The organism is Variovorax sp. efr-133-TYG-130, from assembly GCF_030208835.1.
Classification (GTDB): Bacteria; Pseudomonadota; Gammaproteobacteria; order Burkholderiales; family Burkholderiaceae_C; genus Variovorax.
The window spans coordinates 57575-75533 of sequence record NZ_JARVTD010000044.1 but is presented as its reverse complement, the minus strand read 5'-3'; the positions used below and the strand labels follow the sequence as shown (position 1 = coordinate 75533).

The following is a 17959-nucleotide window of genomic DNA, read 5'->3' as shown; positions in this document are numbered from 1 at the left end:
CGATGTTCGCCGAACGCGGCCGGTCGGCCGGCTAGTAAACGTCCCGCCGATAGCGCCCTTGCGCAATGAGGTCTTCCAGCGCGGAGCGCCCCAGCACTTCCTCGAGCACCGCATCCACGCCGGCCGCCATGCCGTGCAGGCTGCCGCACACGAAGACCACGGCGCCGTCGCCGATCCAGCGCTGCAGTTCGGGCGCTGCGTCGCGCAGCCGGTCCTGCACGTAGATGCGCTCGGCCTGGTCGCGCGAGAACGCCAGGTCGATGCGGGCAAGAGCACCCTGCGCGCGCCACCGCTTGAGTTCGTCCATGAAGAAGGCATCGCACGCGCTCTGGCGTTCGCCGAACAGCAGCCAGTTGCGATGAAACCCCTGCGCCACGCGCTCGCACAGATGCCCGCGCAACCCCGCGTAGCCCGAACCGTTGCCGATGAAGATGCAAGGCCGCTCGTCCGCCACCGGCTCGGAGCCGGGGTTGGCCAGCAGGCGCAATTCCACTTGCGCCGACGGCATCGCATGCACCGTGAGCCAGCCCGAGGCGAGCCCCAGGCCCGACTCATGGCGTGCCTGCCGCACCAGCAGCCGGATGCGCCCTTCTGCCGGCACCGAGGCAATCGAGTAGCGACGCGGCGCCAGCGGCACGAGCGCATCGGCCAGCGCCTGGGCATCTGAAACCTGCGACAGCTCTTCCGGCGCCGGCATCGCGCTGCATGCCAGGGCCTCGCGCAGCATGAGGGTGCGGCATTCGAACCGCACCTGCGCATCGCCGTCCAGCGATGCCGAGCGCAGCAGGGCAGCCACCGTTTCCGGCGCATGGCGCGGCCGCAGTTCGGCCAGTGCGCCCGGTCGCCATGAAGGCAGTTCGCCCTGCACCGAAGGCGTCAGTTCGATCTCGCAGAGCGGATGCCCCAGGCTGCGCGGGTTGAGCAGGCGGCGCGCGGACAGCGTCCATGCGCCGAAAGGCTGCTCCTCCGGAACGGCGGTCAACGCATCAGGCATCGAGTCGCCCCGCGCCCCGGGCATCGCGCCCAGGTGCCGCCGCCACACGGCCAGCGCACCGGCGTCGCCGTTGTCGACCTCGACCATCGGAAACAGCGACTGCGCACCGGCTGCGACCAACGCATGGTCCAGCGTGTGTCCGAAGCCGCAGAAGCGCGCGTAGTGCCGGTCGCCCAGCGCCAGCAGGCCGTAGCGCAGGTGCGACAGCGCCTCGCCGCCGACCTGCGCGAGCCGCTGCGCGAATCGGCGCGCGGCATCGGGCGGGCCGCCTTCGCCGAAGCTGCTGGCGACGATCAGCACGTGCCGGTGGTGCCGCAACTGCTCGGGGTCCAGACGCGCCAGCGACGCCACGGTCACCGGCAGCCCCGCGCCCTCGAGCGCGGCGGCGCTGCGCATGGCAAGGCCCTCGGCCGTGCCCGACTGGCTCGCGAAGGCCACCAGCACGCGTTCCGACGCAGGCGCCATGCCGCCGGCCGGCCGCACCGCCGCTTCCAGCGCCGCGCGCTCGGCCCGCACCGCGCGCTTCTTGCGGCGCCGGTCGAGGTACAGCAGCCAGCCGGTGATGGAAAACACCGGCAGCATCAGCGCCGCCAGCAGCATCGCGATGCGCCCCGGCAGGCCGAAGTAGGTGCCCATGTGAAGCGGATAGATCGCCGCCAGGAAGCGCCCGCCCGCCGTCTTGCCGGCATGGCGCTCGTCCTGCGTCACCTCGCCGCCCGGCAGCCGCACCGTCATGCGGTTGCGCGCGCGTTCGTGGGCGGGTGCCGCGTCGAGCCAGGTGAACAGCACCGACGGCGCGGCGCCCGAGGGCACGCGCAGGATGACCTCGCTCCAGCCGCCGGTCTCGCGCGCCTTCTGCTCGAAGACAGCCCAGGCGGGCGCGACATCCACCGCGGCGGCATCGTCGCGCGCCACGTTGCGCATGCGCGGCGCGGTGCGCGCCTGCTGCGCGGCCACGCGGGGATGGCCGGCCATCGCATCGACACGGTCGCGCACCGCGTCGAAGGCCCAGTACAGCCCGCTGGTGGTGAACACGATGTACATCAGCAGCGCGCAGGTGCCCATCACCGAATGCAGGCCCCACAGAAACGAGCGCCCCTTGAGCGCCGGATCGAAAGTGAGCCACGCGCGCCAGTCGAGCGGGCGGCGCGGCCATCGCAGATAGAGGCCCGAGAGCGACAGCAGCAGCAGGCCCATCGCCAGCACGCCGGCCACCACCCGCCCCGGTTCGCGCGGCAGCAGCAGCCAGCGATGCAGCGACTCGACCCATTCGAAGAAGCCGGCGCCCGCGAGCGGCGGCAGCGCGGTGCCCGCGTAGGGGTCGAGGTAGACGGTTTCACCTCGCCGCTCACCCGGCGGCGGCGCGAAGATCACCCGCGCCGCCGCGCCCGGCTCGGCGAACAGCGCAAGCGTGCCGACCTGGCGCCCGGGCCACGCCTGCCTTGCCGCCGCGAGCAGCTGCGCCGGCGTGAGCACGGGCACGGCCTGCGCCGGCACGTGGCGCCCGTGCGGGTTGAGTGCATCGATGATTTCCTCGCGGAACGACAGCACCGCGCCGCTCAGGCCGATGACGATCAGCACCGTGCCGGCCGTGATGCCGATCAGCCAGTGCAACTGGAACCAGAGCTGGCGCAGCGCGGGGAATTTCATCGATTCTTTGTTTTCAGCGGATGCCGGCGGTCCAGTCGACGGCCGCGTCGAACAGCATCCGGCCCGCGGGCGAAAGGTTGGTGAAGGTTTCGTTGCCGAGGAAGAACATCACGCGTCGCGCCGGCGCGAGCGACTCGTAGTCCATGGTGGCGCCCTTCTCGTAGCCGAAGATGGCCGCCTTCTCTGGCTGGCCGTACAGCGTGGCGATGGTGGTGGCGCCCAGGCCCGGCTTGCCCCAGCTCATGCCGGCCTGCCTGGCGTAGACGTTCGTCACGCCGGCCGGCAAGCCCGCCGACATGGGATGCGGCGCATTGACCAGCCACAGGTAGCGCTCCTTGGCGGCTTCGCCGAAGTCCGTGTCATGCCGCTTGCCGGTCATGGCCAGGTCGTCGAGCAGGTCGTTCTCCCAGGTGAGCAGCGGCACCGGCAGTTGGCGCCAGGCGCCGCTCACGTCCTTGGCGGCGACGGTGGACGAGATCACGACGAGGTCCGCGCCGGCCGCCACCGAGGGCGCGGCAGACTGGTCCTGCAGCGTCACGGCAAAGCCGCGCGACTCGAGGTGCGCCTTGACCTTCTCGTCGGCCGGAAGGCTGGGGCCGTCGCGCTGCACCAGCAGCACGACCTTGCGGCCCTGCCCCGGCAACTCGGCGGCGCTTGCGCCTGCCGTCGAGAGGCCGCACGCCATCAGAAGAACGACGGCCGCGCGGCGGGTGATGTGAATGAGCGGCTTCATCTAGAACTCGAAGGTCGTGAGGAACGAGACTTGGCGCGCATCGCCCATCGAGATGAAATAGGTGTTCGCTGCCGACGGGTAGTAGGTCTTGTCGAACAGGTTCTTCACGTTCAACTGGAACTTGACCTTCTTGCCATACAGGCGCGTGTCGTAGGTGGCGAAGGCATCGACCGTGGTGTAGCCCGGCAGCACGAAGCTGTTGGCCGAGTCGCCCGCGCGCTTGCCGACGTAGTGCGCGCCGGCGCCCATGCGCAGCCTTCCTTCGCCGCCGAACACCTGGCCGAAGTCGTACACGGCCGAGAGCGACGCGGTCTGCCGCGCCACGTTCCAGAGCCGGTTGCCGGCGTACAGCGGGTCTTCCGTGGTCTTGGCGTCGATGTAGGCGTAGCTCGCGATCGCGCTCCAGTTCTTGCTCAGCTGGCCCGCAACGTCCACTTCGAGGCCGCGGGAACGGGCCGCGCCCGAGGTGCGCCAGTCGTTGAGCTTGGTCACGTCGTTGAACTGCGAGACCAGCACGTTGCGCTTGTGGATGTCGAACAGCGCCACGGTGCCGGTCACGCCGCCGGGCATGTCGAACTTGGCGCCGAGCTCCCACGACTTGGCTTCCTCGGGCTTCACCGAAGCATCGAGCACGTAGCCGCTCGACAGCGGCGCGATGGTCGAAGCCGGCTTGAGCGACTGGGTGTAGCTGCCGTAGAACGACACGGTATCGGTCCATTTGTAGATCAGCCCCAGGCGCGGCAGCAGCTTGGAGCCGTAGGTGTCGGTGTTGACCTTGAAGGGCCGCCCGCGCCCCGCGAGCTGCGACCACGCCTGGTAGCGCAGCGCGGCCACCGCGATCCAGCGGTCGTTCAGGTGAATGGAGTCCTGGAAGAACAGGGACTGGTTGTGCAGCCTGTCGGTCTGGTCGCTGTCGCTCGCCGACACGGTGCTCGACGGCGCCTCCAGGCCGTACACCGGCAACAGGTAGCTGAAGGTGCTCCTGGTGGCCTGGCGCAGCAGGTCGGCGCGGTAGATCCTGCGGTACTCGGCGTCCCAGCCGAACTGCAGGTCGTGGCGCATGCCGCCCAGCTCGACGGTGCCGTCGACATACGCGGTGGCGTAGCTGTCGGTGCTCAGCGCGCCGTGGGTGGCGTCGTTGCTGCGCGTGAGCGTGCCGCGCGTGGTGTTGATGCCGTTCACCCGCAGCTGGTTGGCGTCGTAGGTTTCCTGGTTGTAGCTGAGGTTCAGGTGGCCGGCCCAGCCGCTGCCGAACTGGTGGTCGACCGAGAGCTGGCCCAGGTGCGTCTCGCCGCGCATCTCGTTGAAGGGCTCGTCCAGTCGCTGCGTCCTGGGCGGCGCCAGCGGGCGCTGGGTGCGCGGGTCGAGCGCGGTGCCGCGGTCGAAGGGCGTGACGTACTTGCGGTACTCGTACCAGAGCACGGCCTGGGTGTCGTCGCCGTACCAGGCCAGCGACGGTGCCACCAGCGTCTCGCGGTGCTTGCCGAAGTTGCGCCAGTAGTCCTCGTCCACATGGTCGACGATCAGCCGGTAGGCCAGCCCGTTCTCGCCGATGGGGCCGGTGGTGTCCAGCGTGGCGCCGCCGCCGTCGCGCCCGCCCGCGTAGCCCGAGCCCAGCAGCGACAGGCTCGTGCGCTGCCGCAGTTGCGGCTTCTTGCTCACCACGTTGATCACGCCGCCCGGGTCCATCAGGCCGTAGAGCTGCGACGACGGGCCCTTGAGCACTTCGACGCTCTCGGCCGCCGCGTTCATGCCGCGGCCCTGCACCAGCGGCATGCCGTTGTGCATGATCGAGCCATCGCGGTTGCCGCCGAAGCCGCGCTTCATGATGGTGTCCTGCGTGCCGGCCAGGGTGTTGCCCTGGTTGATGCCGCTGACGTTGGTGAGCGCGTCGTCGATGTTGCGCGGACGCTGGTCGCGGATGACCTGCGCGGGCACCACGTTCACCACCTGCGGAATCTCCAGCACCGGCGCGGTGGTGCGCAACGTGGAGGCGTCGGGCGTGGGCTGGTAGCGGTCGTCCGCGTCGGCGGGTGCCGGCGCCGCGCGGGCCACCACGCGCACCGCCGGCAGCGTGCCGTCGGCCTCGCCAGATTCGCCCGCCGATGCCTCGGGCGCAGCGGCGCTCTTGCGCAGCGTGAATTCACCCGCCCCGCCTTCCACCGCCTCCAGACCGGTGCCCGAGAGCAGCGCCGCAAAGCCCGCACGCACGGTGTAGTTGCCTTGCAGGCCGGCGGAGTTCAGCGCCCGCGTGCTCGCAGGGTCGAAGGACAGCGCCACGCCCGACGCCGCGGCAAAGCGCCCGAGCACCGTGGCCAGCGGGCCGGCGTCGATGCGGTAGCTGCGGGCCGCCTGGTTCTGCGCGCGGGCGCCGTCGGCGGTGTCGGCGGCCACGGCCGCGATCGGCAGGGCCATCGTCGCGGCGAACAGGCACAGCAGCGCCTTGCGGACGGGGTTGGGTGATGAGGGGTGCGCGTGCATTCTTCGGAATTCCTTCGGCATTGATTGCGGATTCATGGCTCTCAATGGGTAGGCCGAACGAAATCGAAAAACATGAAAGGCGGCGGCCAAGAAAATGCAAATGCGCCGAAGCGCATGGCCGCATGCGGAATCAGGCAGGCACGAGCGACACCCAATAGCGCGTCAGGCCGCTCACGCGCACCGGAAACGCCCGCACGATGACCGCCAGCGCCTTGCCGGTATCCATGACCGGGAAGGCGCCCGACACCCGGATGTCCGCGACGGCGGGGTCGCAGGCCAGCCGGCCGCGGTGGTAGCGCGCAAGCTCGGCCACCACGTCGCCCAGCCGCCAGTCGTTGACGACGAGGCTGCCGTGCTCCCAATCGGCCGATGCGGGATCGGCCGGCTGCGGCGCATCGACGCTGTCGCCGGTGAAAGCCACCTGCTGCCCCGCCTCCAGCCGCACCACGTTGCCGGGCGCGTGCGAGGCGCGAACCTCGACGGCGTCTTCGAGCACGCTCACCACCGTGCGCGCGCCGTCGCTGCGCACCGTGAAGCGCGTACCCAGCGCGAGGATGCGGCCATGCGGCGTCGCGACCAGGAAGGGGCGGCTGTCGATGCGCGCCGCACCCGGCAGGCCGCGGTGCCTTGCCGTCTCGGCCAGGAGCTCGCCTTCGCGCAAGGTGACGAGCCTGTGGGTGGCGTCGATGGACACATCCACCGACGTGCGGGTGTTGAGCTTCAGCAGCGAGCCGTCGGCCAGCGTGACGGAACGCTGCTCGCCGGTGCCCGTGCGGTAGTCGGCCAGCCAGGCGCGCCAGCCGCCGTCGGTGCCGGCCACCTGCCACGACGCGTAAGCCAGCGAGCCACCGCCCGCCAGCACGGCAATGCCGCGCAGCACCCGGCGCCGGTCGGCATGCGCAGCCCGCAGCGTGGAGGCCGCCACGTGCGCCGGCACGCGCTTGAACGTCGCCTGCATGGCCTCGAAGCGCTGCCAGGCGCGCTGGTGGTCGGGGTGGGCGCGATGCCAACGGCGCCAGTTCTCGCGGTCGGCCTCGGAGGCATCGCCGGAGCACAGCCGGGCGTACCAGGCGATGGCCTCCTTGCGGACCTCGGCTTCGCTGCGCGAGGGCGCGCCGATGCCGTCGGGCGTCAGCTCGAAGCCGGACTTCATCATCACGGCGCGAGCATGTAGCAATGCTCGAGCGCCTTGCACATGTAGTTGTTGACCGTGCGCACCGTCACGCCCAGGCGGGCGGCGATTTCCGCATAGGTGAGTCCGTCGAGCTGCGACAGCATGAAGGCCTGCCGCACCGCCGGCTTCATGCCGTCGAGCATGGTGTCGATGGCAACCAGCGCCTCGAGCACGATGGCCCGCGCTTCGAGCGACGGCAATTGGGGTTCGGGCAGCGCGGCGAGGGTGTCGAGGTAGGCACGCTCCAGTGCCCGGCGCCGGTGGAAGTCGACGACCAGCCCGTGCGCGATGGTGGCCAGGTAGGCGCGCGGTTCAGCCGCGGCAACGGGCTCCCTCCTGCTCAGCAGCCGCACGAAGGTGTCGTGCGCCAGGTCGGCGGCGTTGTGCGAGCAGCCCAGCTTCTTGCGCAGCCAGGCGTGCAGCCATCCGTGATGGTTGCTGTAGAGCGTTTGCACCTCGTGCTGAACTAACGCGAACTCGCCGGCCGGCATGGGTGGGATCTCCGCGCAGCCGCGATGGCTTCGCTCGGTTATTAATACGAATAGTTCTCAATTGTACGCTTTCGCCGGATGCCTTCCAACCAGCTGGCACGCACACTGCCCTTGAAACGTCATCGATTGCCCTTATGATTAGCACTCGCTGCTGACGAGTGCTAACAGCCCTCGCTTCCAGTCGATGGGCTGCCGGCCTCCGGTCCGGCGCCCGACCACAAACCCGTTTCTTATCCATACATCCAGGAGATGCAATGAAACTTCGTCCTTTGGCCGATCGCGTGATCGTCAAGCGTGTTGACAGCGAAACCAAGACCGCCTCCGGCATCGTCATCCCCGACGCAGCCGCCGAGAAGCCCGATCAGGGCGAAGTCCTGGCCGTGGGCCCGGGCAAGCGCAACGACAAGGGCGAGCTGGCCGCACTGACCGTCAAGGTCGGCGACCGCGTCCTGTTCGGCAAGTACAGCGGCCAGACCGTCAAGGTCGGCGGCGACGAACTGCTGGTCATGAAGGAAGACGACCTGTTCGCGGTCGTCGAGAAGTAATTCAAACATCCCATTCGGAGTAATAAAACATGGCAGCAAAAGACGTAGTCTTCGGCGGTGAAGCCCGCGCACGCATGGTCGAGGGTGTGAACATCCTGGCCAACGCAGTCAAGGTCACCCTGGGCCCCAAGGGCCGCAACGTGGTGCTCGAGCGCTCGTTCGGCGCCCCCACCGTCACCAAGGACGGTGTGTCGGTCGCCAAGGAAATCGAACTCAAGGACAAGCTGCAGAACATGGGCGCCCAGCTCGTGAAGGAAGTGGCCTCCAAGACCAGCGACAACGCTGGTGACGGCACCACGACCGCCACCGTGCTGGCTCAAGCCATCGTTCGCGAAGGCTTCAAGTACGTGGCCGCAGGCATCAACCCGATGGACCTGAAGCGCGGCATCGACAAGGCCGTGACGGCCCTGGTCGAAGAGCTGAAGAAGGCTTCGAAGCCCACCACCACGTCGAAGGAAATCGCTCAAGTCGGCTCGATCTCGGCCAACAGCGACGAAACCATCGGCAAGCTCATCGCCGACGCGATGGACAAGGTCGGCAAGGAAGGCGTGATCACCGTCGAAGACGGCAAGTCGCTCGAAAGCGAACTGGACGTCGTCGAAGGCATGCAGTTCGACCGCGGCTACCTGTCGCCCTACTTCATCAACAACCCCGAGAAGCAATCGGCGCTGCTCGACAACCCCTTCGTGCTGCTGTTCGACAAGAAGATCAGCAACATCCGTGACCTGCTCCCCACGCTGGAACAAGTCGCCAAGGCCGGCCGTCCGCTGCTGATCATTGCCGAAGAAGTCGAAGGCGAAGCCCTGGCTACGCTGGTAGTGAACACGATCCGCGGCATCCTGAAGGTCGTGGCCGTCAAGGCTCCTGGCTTCGGCGACCGCCGCAAGGCCATGCTGGAAGACATCGCCATCCTGACGGGCGGCAAGGTCATCGCTGAAGAAGTGGGCCTGACGCTCGAAAAGGTGACGCTGGCCGACCTGGGCCAAGCCAAGCGCATCGAAGTGGGCAAGGAAAACACGATCATCATCGACGGCGCCGGCGCTGCTGCCGACATCGAAGCCCGCGTGAAGCAAGTGCGCGTGCAGATCGAGGAAGCCACGAGCGACTACGACCGTGAAAAGCTGCAAGAGCGCGTGGCCAAGCTGGCCGGCGGTGTTGCCGTGATCAAGGTCGGCGCCGCCACCGAAGTCGAAATGAAGGAAAAGAAGGCTCGCGTCGAAGACGCCCTGCACGCTACCCGCGCCGCAGTGGAAGAAGGCGTGGTTGCTGGTGGCGGCGTGGCTCTGCTGCGTGCCAAGCAAGCCGTGGGCGACCGCGTCAAGGGCGACAACGCCGACCAGGACGCCGGCATCAAGCTGGTGCTGAAGGCCATCGAAGCCCCCCTGCGCGAAATCGTGAACAACGCCGGCGGCGAAGCCTCGGTGGTGGTGAACGCGGTTCTGGCCGGCAAGGGCAACTACGGCTTCAATGCCGCCAACGACACGTACGGCGACATGCTCGAGCTGGGCATCCTGGACCCGACGAAGGTCACCCGCACCGCACTGCAGAACGCCGCTTCGGTGTCCTCGCTGCTGCTGACGACCGAAGCCATGGTGGCTGACGCTCCGAAGGACGACGCTCCTGCCGGCGGCGGCATGCCCGACATGGGTGGCATGGGCGGCATGGGCGGCATGGGCATGTAAGCCCGACGGCCGGGAACACTTTCCCGGCCAGGCCGCTCGATCCGTCGAGCAACAACAAGAGCCGGGCATGCCCGGCTCTTTTTTTTGCCCGCGGCGCCGCGCGCCCGCCTACCAGCCGCCGCCGTTGCGGTTGGGTCCGCGCTGCGTGCCGTCCATGCCCGCGGGCGCCCAGGCTCCGATGGTGTGGCAAGCATGGCCCGGCGCGACCAGCTGGTGGCGCCGGGGCAGGTCGTCCACCGGCCTGACCAGCACCTCGACGCTGTCACGCGCCTCGCCGCATGCGACGACGACTCGGTGCAGGCCGGCACCGACACCCTCCAGGCTGGCCTGCCAGAGGCCGGCGCCCGCGTCCTGCATGGGAGACGGTGCGCCCGCGTCCAGGAACACCTCCATCGGCGCCGTGGCGTGGCCGATGCGCCGTGCCACGACCTGCAGCGTGCCGGGCCGCGGCACCTGGCGCGGGTCGGTCACGCGGGTGAGCAGGCGCACATCGCAGGGGCTCACGATCTGCACGTGCGGCCAGGGTTGGCCGATGCGGCGGAACCGCACGCTCGGCACCGAGTCGTGCACGCACACGAGCGAGAAGCCCGCCCGGCCGTCGTCCTCCTCGATCTGCGCGGTGGACCGCGTGGCGCCGTAGACCACCCAGCCGTCGTTGAGCAGCTCGTTGTAGTGCGTGTGTCCGGTATCGACGAACGCGACCCGGGCATCGGCGAACAGGCGCGCCAGTTCCTCGCCACCGTCCGCCATGTCGCCCGGAAAGGTGTGCATGAACACCAGCGGCGTCTGCCCCTCGGCCTGCGCCCGCGCGAGTTCGCGGGTGGCGCGATGCAGGTGGTGCGCGCTGAGCCGGAAATCGGGGCCGCCCTGGCCCGCGCTCACCACATCCAGAAAGATGCAGCGATGAGCGCCGAAGACTTCGCACTCCGGCCGCTGCGCCGGCGCGAAGGAAGCCTCGTAGGCCGCCAGGCTGCCGCCCTCGAAGTCGTGATCACCCGGGATCGCCCGCCAGGGCAGCGTCAGCGGGCCCAGCGCCTGCACGATCGCGGCGTACTGCGCTGCGGTGGCGTGGTTGGCGTTGTCGCCCGGCAGGTAGACGAAGGCGGCATCGGCGGCATGTGCGTTGGCCTCCTGCACGATCTGCCGCAGCCGCGGCAGCGCGGCCCAGTCGTCGGCCTCGTCCATGTGCAGGTCGCCGACGTGGAGCCAGTAGATGGAGGAAGTCATGCGCCGGCCCTCCCGCGTTCGGCACCGCGAGCCGCCTCGCCGCCCGCGCCCGCACAGGCCGGCATCAGCAGCGCGCCGAAGCCGACCCACAGCGCCACCGAGACCAGCGCGAAGCCGCCCAGCACGTAGAAGGCCAGCTGGTAGCCGAAGAGCTGGGCCAGCCAGCCGCCGATGGCTGGCGAAAGGCTCGCGCCCAGGCCCTGCACCGTCATCACCGCGCCCTGGCCGACGTTGACGCGGCCGGTGCCGTTGAGCAGGCAGGCCACCAGCCCCGGCACCGCCACGCTCTGCAGCCCGGCGCCGATGCCGTCGAGCGCCTGCACCGGCCACACACCCCACGACTCGATGAAGCTGCCGGCCAGCAGGCCGCGCACCGGCAGCGCAATGAAGGAGACCAGCATCACCAGCCAGTAGCCGCGCCCGGCCGCCATGCGCATCGCGATCAGCGCGGTGACGATCATCACGCCCTGCGCGACCACCACGGTGAGCGCCGTGAAGGCGGCCGGATCGCCCTTCCCGGCACCGACCACGGCCAGGCCGTAGAGCGGCAGCATCGCGCCGTTGCCGAGGTGGAAGCAGGCCAGCGCGGCGGCCAGGATGAGCATCGGCCGGTTGTGCAGCAGCGTGCGAAAGCCCTGGGCCTGCCCGGGTTCGCCGTCCTTCCTGTCGCCCTCCTCGTCTTCCAGGCCGCGCGCTGCGCGATGGTCGATCACACGCCCGGGAATCGCCAGCACCGACGCGATCGCGAACACGCCGAAGGCCGCCGCGAGGAAGAAGATGGCCGGCATGCCGTACCTGTAGCCGAGCCAGCCCGACAGGCCGGCGCCGATCATGTTGCCGGCGTGGTTCCAGGCCTGGTTGCGGCCGTTCTGCGCATTGAAGCCGCGCTGGCGCACGATGCCCAGCGTCATGCCGGCGACTGCCGGACCGATGGCCGCACCGGCGATCGCCGTGGCGATCTGGCTGGTGGTGACGACGATCCAGGCCTGCGACCACAGGATCAGGAACGAAGCCAGCACGGTGCAGATGCCGGTGACGACGACGACCAGCCGCTTGCGCGTGGTGCTGTCGATGAAGGCGCCTGCCGGCACCGTCATCAGCATCCCGGCGATGCCGCCGGCGGTCATCACCGAGCCGATGGCGCCGGTCTGCCAGCCGCGCTGCTGCAGGAACACGCCGAGGAACGGCCCGATGCCGGCCTGCATGTCGGCCATGAAGAAGTTGAGCGAGCACAGCGCGCGCGTGGCGCGCTTGCGGTCGGCATCGCCATCGTTGCCGGGGTTGCCGACGCCGGGCGGTGCGCCGGATGGTGCGCCGGGTGCGGCGAGAGTCGAGGTGGACATGGTGAGGTCTCCTTGAAAAACTCAAGCCGTCAACAGCCGTGCGCCCAGCGCCAGGCACAGGGCCGGCGGCATCACGAGCACGCCGACCTTCAGGAAGCGCACGAAGCCCACGTCCTCGCCTTCGCGGCGAATCGCGATGAGCCAGAGGATGGTGGCGAGCGAGCCGGTGATCGAGAGATTGGGGCCGAGATCGACACCGATCAGCAGCGCATCGACGATGGACGCGGGCGGGTGGGCCTGCTGCACCATGGTGCTGGCCAGCAGGCCGGCCGGCAGGTTGTTGACCAGGTTCGAGCCGAAGGCCAGCAGCGTCCCGGCGATGGCCCCCGTGGCGCGTTCGCCATGCTGCGCGCCCGCCATGAGCCACTGCGCCAGACGCTCGGTCAGCCCGGTCCTGGAGATCGCCTCGACCAGCACGAACAGGCCCGCCACCAGCGGCAGCACCGTCCAGGACACCTCGCGCAGCAGCGGCAGCGGACTGGAACGGTCACGCAGCAGCACCACGGCAGCGGTGAGCACGCCCATCACGCAGGTCGGCAGGCCGAGCGACCAGTCCATGGCCGATACGGCCATCAGCACCACGGCGGTGGCGATCAGGCCGGCCAGCGCGGTGCGCCCTCCGCTCGACAGCGGCGCCATCCGCGACGGTACCTCGCAGCCGCCCGCCAGCTCGCGCCGCTGGGTGAAGCGCAACACCAGGAAGGTGCTCGCGATGGCCAGCACCGAGGGCAGCGTGAAGTGCAGGAGCCAGGGCCACAGCGCCGGCATGTGCTCGCCGTAGAGTACCAGGTTGGCGGGGTTGGAGATCGGCAGCACGAAGCTCGCCGCGTTGGCGACGAAGGCGCAGATGAACAGATAAGGCAACGCCGGCGCGCGGGCCTGGCGCGCGGCGGCGAAGACGGCCGGCGTGAGCACCACCGCGGCGGCGTCGTTCGAAAGGAAGGCGGTGACCACCACGCCGACCAGATAGACCAGCAGGAACAGGCGGCTGCGCGAGCCCTTCGCCTGCCGGACCGCATGGCTTGCGACCCAGTCGAACAGGCCTTGGCGGCGTGCCGTTTCCGACAGCAGCATCATGCCGATCAGGAACAGGTAGACGTCAGTGCCCTTGCCGACGGCGGTGAGCGCGTCCGACAGCGGCAGCAGGCCCAGCGCCACCGCCAGCACGCCGCCCGTGACCGCCCACACCGCCTCCGGCCAGTTGAAGGGGCGAAGCAGCACGCCGGCCGTCACGGCCGCCGTGAGGCTCCAGAGGGACAGATGACTCGACATTGCAAACGCCTCGCGATGGGTTGTTTGTGTGACAGGCGAGGCGGAGTCTGGGCGACCGGACGCACGCGTCCTGTCGGCCAATGTCGCAGTGCGGCGCGGCCAGCGGGCGCACCTTGGCGCAGTCGCTGTGCGCGATCGATGTGGCAGGCCCGAAGAGTCAGCCTGCGCTCAGCAATTGGAAGCTATGGCGCAGCGACAGATACAGCGCGCGAAAGCGCGCATGCCGCGCGCGATGGCCTTCGGCGCCGGCGGTCCGGGGCTCGAAGCGCTGGCGCACCGCGGGCGGCGTGCACACCGCCTCCAGCGTGCCGCCATCGGCCAGCCAGGCCAGTCGCGCCGCGCCCAGCGCACCGCCGGCTTCACCGCCTTCGCCAAGCGTGAGCGGCACTTCGAGGATGTCGGCCAGCAGCTGCGACCACCAGGCGCTGCGCGCGCCGCCACCGACCAGGGCCAGCGCGCCCTCGGGCAGCCGCAGGGTGTCGAGGCCGTCGCGCAGGCCGAAGCTCACGCCCTCGACCACGGCGTAGGCGATTTCCGCCGGCCCGTGTGCATGCGTGAGCCCGAAGAGCACGCCCTGGGCATCGGGGTTGTTGTGCGGCGAGCGTTCGCCCGACAGGTACGGCAGGAACAGCGGGCACCGCTCGCGTTGCGCCGACGGCACCAATGCCGCCGCTTCGAGCAGCGCGGCCTCGTCGGCAAACTTGAAAGCCTTCGCGGCCCAGCTCACCGCGCTCGCGGCGGAGAGCATCACCGACATCTGGTGCCAGCGCTTCGGCAGCGCATGGCAGAAGGCGTGCATCGCCTGCGCCGGGTTCGGCAGGAAGCGGTCGGTCGACACGAACACCACGCCTGAAGTACCCAGCGAAACGAAGCCCTGCCCCGGCTCGACCAGCCCCATGCCGACCGCGCTGGCGGCGTTGTCGCCGGCACCGCCCGCGATCTTCACGCCGCCCGGCATGCCCCAGCGCGCCGCGAGTTCGGGCTTGAGCAGCGCCGAAACCTCGCTGCCTTCGACCAGCCGCGGCATGTGCGCGCGCGTCAGCCCGGTGGCGGCGAGCAGTTCGTCGGACCAGTCGCGCGCACCCACGTCGAGCCACAGCGTGCCGGCCGCGTCGGACATCTCGCTGACCGCCTCGCCGCTGAGCATGAAGCGCAGCCAGTCCTTCGGCAGCAGCACGCGCGCCACGCGGGCAAAGAGTTCGGGCTCATGCTCGCGCACCCACAGCAGCTTGGGCGCGGTGAAGCCCGGCATCGCGAGGTTGCCCGCGATGTCGCCGAGCCGCGGGACGGCGCGCGTGAGCGCTTCGCACTGCGCGCCGCTGCGGCCGTCGTTCCACAGGATCGCGGGCCGCAGCACCTCGCCGGCCGCATCGAGCAGCGTGGCGCCGTGCATCTGCCCCGACAGGCCGATGGCGCGCACCGCCGACAACGCCTCGCCGTGCGCCTCTCGCAACTGCGCCATGACCTGCTCGAGCGCCTGCCACCACTGGGCCGGCGCCTGCTCCGACCACAGCGGATGCGGCCTCTGGACCGTGAGCGGCGCGCGCGCCACGCCCACGATGCGGTGATCGTCGGCGAGCAGCAGCGCCTTGAGCTCGGACGTGCCGAGGTCGAGTCCAAGATACAAGATGACCCCCTGGTTTCGTGCTTGGTGGCAAGCTTAGGAAGAGATGCCGCCGCCGAAGCGCGTGTCGGCCTGGCGGCGGAATTCGCTGGGCGTCATGCCCTTGATCTCGAGAAAGCGCCGGTTGAAGTTGGCCACGTTGTTGAAACCCACCTGGTAGCAGATGTCGGTCACGTAGTGGTCGGTCTGCATCAGCAGGTGGCAGGCGCTGTTGATGCGCACGCGGTTGACGAAGTCGGTGAAGCTGTTGCCGGTGGAGCGCCTGAAGAAGCGGCTGAAGCGGCTTTCGCTCATGCCCAGTTCGGCCGCCACGTCGGACATCGAGATCGGGTCCGCCATGTTGTTGGTGATGCGGTTGACGATGCCGTTGATCTGGTCGACCTGCGCGTCGCCGTCCGCGCCCTGCGCGCCCTGCATCTGCACGCTCGACAGCAGCCGATAGTCGGTGCATTGGGAGAGATCGGCCATGAAGTCGAGGAACAGGCCCAGGCGCCGCACGCCGCGCGCGGCCTTGATGCGGTCCCAGTGCGCCTGTGCCTGCTGCGACATGCCGAAGAACTCGATGCCGTGGCGCGCGCGCTCCAGCAGCTGCATCACCTCGCGCAGTTCCGGAATGCCGGCGGCCGCGCTCTCGATGGGTTCGTGGCGGAACTGGATCACCCGGTCGCGCCCCGCCGCGCCGCCTTCGGGCACGTCCAGCGAGATCCAGTTGTGCGGCAGGCGCGGCCCGCACAGCACCAGGTGCCCGGGCTGGAACGGCCCGATCCAGTCGCCGATGAAGGCCTTGCCCGATGTCTCGGTGATCAGGTGCAGCTCGTAGTCTTCATGGAAGTGCCATCGCACCAGCGGGCTGGGGAAGCCGTGCGCCAGGCAGCGCACCAGGCCGGTTTCTTCGGGCGCCTCGTAGCCCAGCGAGGGGGAGCGCGCGAAGTCGCGTTCCAGCTCGGGTTGGCGCTGGCGGGGGACCGAGCGTTTGCGTGTGGACGTCGTCATAGCGGCACGGTTCAGGACCGGGAAGCAACAGCCGTATTTTCTTCCTTCGCCAGCGCGGCGTGAACCGCCTCCAGCGTGGGTGGATCGGCACCCTCGCGGGTGCAGTTGAGGGCGGCGGCGGTGGCGGCGAAGGCCATCACCTCGCGCCATGCGTCGTCGCCCAGCTCGCCGAGCTGCTCCGGCCGCTCGACGCCGTGCGCCAGCAGCGACACCGACAGCCCCGCCGTGAAGGTGTCGCCCGCGCCGATGGTGTCGACCACCTCGACGCGCGGCGCGGCCACCGTGACCGGCGCGCGACCCGCGCGCCAGAGCATGGCGCCGTCGCCGCCGCGCGTGACGATCACCGCGCGCGCGCCGGCCGCGAGGCAGTCGGCGGCCAGCGCGTCCACCGGCTGGCCGGGCGCGAGCAGCGCCGCGTCCTCGTCGCTCAGCTTGACCAGGTCGGCCATGCCGAACCAGCCGGCCACGCGCTTGCGGTAGGCGGCCATGTCGGTGATCAGGCTGGGCCGCACGTTGGGGTCGAACACGACCACGCGCTGCCCCCGGTTCGCGGCGACGAGGTCGGCGATGCGCGTGGCGGCCGGGTCCTGCAGCAGCGAGATCGAGCCGAAGTGCAGGAAGCGGCACTCCGCCGGCAGCTGCGGCAGCGGCTCGGGCGCCCAGGTGGCGTCGGCGCTGCCCTGCGTGTAGAAGGCGTAGCGGTTGGTCTGCGGCGTGCGCTCGACGAAGGCCAGCGTCGACGGCGCGCCGCTGCGCAGGATGAAGCTGGTGTCCACGCCGTTCTTCTGCAGGAAGCCCATCAGCCGCTCGCCGAACAGGTCGGTCGACAGCTGCGTGAGAAAGCCGGTCGGCTGCCCGAGCCGCGCGCAGGCCACGGCGGTGTTCAGCGGCGAGCCGCCTTCATGGCCCAGGAATGCCAGGGTGCCCGCCTCGCCGGCGGTGAAATCGATCAGGGCTTCGCCCGTGAGTGCAATGCGCATGGTGTGTGGGTCGGGATTCGGTGTCGTCGATCAGGGCAAGGTGCGCGCATCGGCCAGGAAGCCGCGCTCGGCGGACAGTGTCGCGGAATGGTCGAGCAGTTCGGCAAACAGCCGCGGCGGAATGGTGATGGCGCCCACGCCGAGCCCCAGCAGCGAAAGATACGCCTCGCGCGACCGGATGCTGGCCACCAGCAGCCGCGTACCCGAGGCCGGCCGCCGCGCCACCAGCGACTGCATCTGCGCGATCAGCGCCAGGCCGTCGATGCCCGCGTCTTCGAGCCGGCCGAGGTACGGCGCCGCATAGGCCGCGCCCAGCTGCGCCGCGAAGTGGGCCTGCTCGGGCGCGTACACGGCGGTCCAGGTGACGGGCACGCCCTGCGCGATGAGCCGCGCGCCGGCGTCCAGGCCTTGCCGCGTGGCGGGGATCTTGATGACGAGTTGGCCGGGGTCGAAGTGCGGCAACAAGGCTTGCGCGTCTTCGAGCATGCCGTCGACGTGTTCGGAAAAGACCTGCGCCTGCACCTGGCGCGCGCCCAGCTCGATGCAACGCGCGAGCAGTCCGGGCACGGCAGCGCGGCCGACGCCCGCGCGCTTGAGCAGCGTCGGGTTGGTCGTGACGCCGTGCACCACCGGGTGGGGCAGGCAGGTCTGTATCTCGGCCAGGTCGGCGCTGTCCAGGTACAGGTGGAAGTCTTCGTTCATGGGTTGCTTCCTCCTATTGGTTCGGGCTGTTTCGGGGTGAGTGCGCAGGGCACCGGGTACTCCCCTCC

At 69.8% G+C, this 17959-nt stretch carries 14 protein-coding genes; 2 read left to right on the top strand and 12 right to left on the bottom strand.

Going from position 1 to position 17959, the window contains the following annotated elements; all coding sequences use genetic code 11:
* Positions 1-31 precede the first annotated feature (31 nt).
* From QRN67_RS31305 to QRN67_RS31285, 5 genes are all read right to left on the bottom strand, one after another.
* Positions 32-2644 carry a sulfite reductase flavoprotein subunit alpha gene (locus QRN67_RS31305; RefSeq protein ID WP_285414953.1) on the bottom strand — a complete coding sequence of 871 codons (2613 nt, stop codon included), beginning with the start codon at positions 2642-2644 and terminating at the stop codon, positions 32-34.
* A gap of 13 nt (positions 2645-2657) precedes the next feature.
* Positions 2658-3377 (bottom strand): hypothetical protein, encoded by a 720-nt coding sequence (locus QRN67_RS31300; protein ID WP_503010961.1) that lies wholly within the window; start codon positions 3375-3377, stop codon positions 2658-2660.
* A complete protein-coding gene (locus QRN67_RS31295) occupies positions 3378-5858 on the bottom strand; it encodes a TonB-dependent siderophore receptor (RefSeq protein ID WP_285414952.1) in 2481 nt (826 codons plus the stop codon).
* Positions 5859-5988: 130 nt separating this feature from the next.
* Entirely contained in the window at positions 5989-7014 is a 1026-nt protein-coding gene (locus QRN67_RS31290; protein WP_285414991.1) for a FecR domain-containing protein, read from the bottom strand.
* Positions 7014-7523: a sigma-70 family RNA polymerase sigma factor gene (locus QRN67_RS31285; RefSeq protein ID WP_285414951.1), complete on the bottom strand. Its 510-nt coding sequence runs from the start codon at positions 7521-7523 to the stop codon at positions 7014-7016. Before QRN67_RS31285 ends, QRN67_RS31290 begins: the two co-directional genes overlap by 1 nt.
* A 254-nt stretch (positions 7524-7777) precedes the next feature.
* Between QRN67_RS31285 and QRN67_RS31280 the strand changes: the two genes are divergently transcribed.
* Together QRN67_RS31280 and groL are read left to right on the top strand one after the other, a co-directional pair.
* Positions 7778-8068 carry a co-chaperone GroES gene (locus QRN67_RS31280; protein WP_007835162.1) on the top strand — a complete coding sequence of 97 codons (291 nt, stop codon included), beginning with the start codon at positions 7778-7780 and terminating at the stop codon, positions 8066-8068.
* A gap of 29 nt (positions 8069-8097) precedes the next feature.
* Positions 8098-9750 carry a chaperonin GroEL gene (groL, locus tag QRN67_RS31275; RefSeq protein WP_081268077.1) on the top strand — a complete coding sequence of 551 codons (1653 nt, stop codon included), beginning with the start codon at positions 8098-8100 and terminating at the stop codon, positions 9748-9750.
* Positions 9751-9858: 108 nt separating this feature from the next.
* Here groL and QRN67_RS31270 read toward each other — a convergent pair whose 3' ends face one another.
* The 7 genes from QRN67_RS31270 to QRN67_RS31240 all read right to left on the bottom strand — a co-directional run bounded on the left by QRN67_RS31270 (position 9859) and on the right by QRN67_RS31240 (position 17891).
* Positions 9859-10977 carry a metallophosphoesterase family protein gene (locus QRN67_RS31270; protein ID WP_285414950.1) on the bottom strand — a complete coding sequence of 373 codons (1119 nt, stop codon included), beginning with the start codon at positions 10975-10977 and terminating at the stop codon, positions 9859-9861.
* On the bottom strand, positions 10974-12320 hold the full coding sequence (locus tag QRN67_RS31265; protein WP_350226978.1) for an MFS transporter: 1347 nt from the start codon (positions 12318-12320) through the stop codon (positions 10974-10976). Before QRN67_RS31265 ends, QRN67_RS31270 begins: the two co-directional genes overlap by 4 nt.
* 21 nt (positions 12321-12341) lie before the next feature.
* Positions 12342-13592, bottom strand: coding sequence for an arsenic transporter (locus QRN67_RS31260; protein ID WP_285414949.1), 1251 nt, complete (start codon positions 13590-13592; stop codon positions 12342-12344).
* Between the two features lie 157 nt (positions 13593-13749).
* Positions 13750-15219, bottom strand: a complete 1470-nt coding sequence (gene xylB, locus QRN67_RS31255; protein ID WP_106935578.1) for a xylulokinase — start codon at positions 15217-15219, stop codon at positions 13750-13752.
* 33 nt (positions 15220-15252) lie between these two features.
* Positions 15253-16209 (bottom strand): AraC family transcriptional regulator, encoded by a 957-nt coding sequence (locus QRN67_RS31250; RefSeq protein WP_081268082.1) that lies wholly within the window; start codon positions 16207-16209, stop codon positions 15253-15255.
* An 11-nt stretch (positions 16210-16220) separates the two neighbouring features.
* Positions 16221-17189 carry a carbohydrate kinase family protein gene (locus tag QRN67_RS31245; RefSeq protein ID WP_285414948.1) on the bottom strand — a complete coding sequence of 323 codons (969 nt, stop codon included), beginning with the start codon at positions 17187-17189 and terminating at the stop codon, positions 16221-16223.
* A gap of 30 nt (positions 17190-17219) precedes the next feature.
* Positions 17220-17891: a transaldolase family protein gene (locus QRN67_RS31240; protein ID WP_285414947.1), complete on the bottom strand. Its 672-nt coding sequence runs from the start codon at positions 17889-17891 to the stop codon at positions 17220-17222.
* Positions 17892-17959 lie beyond the last annotated feature (68 nt).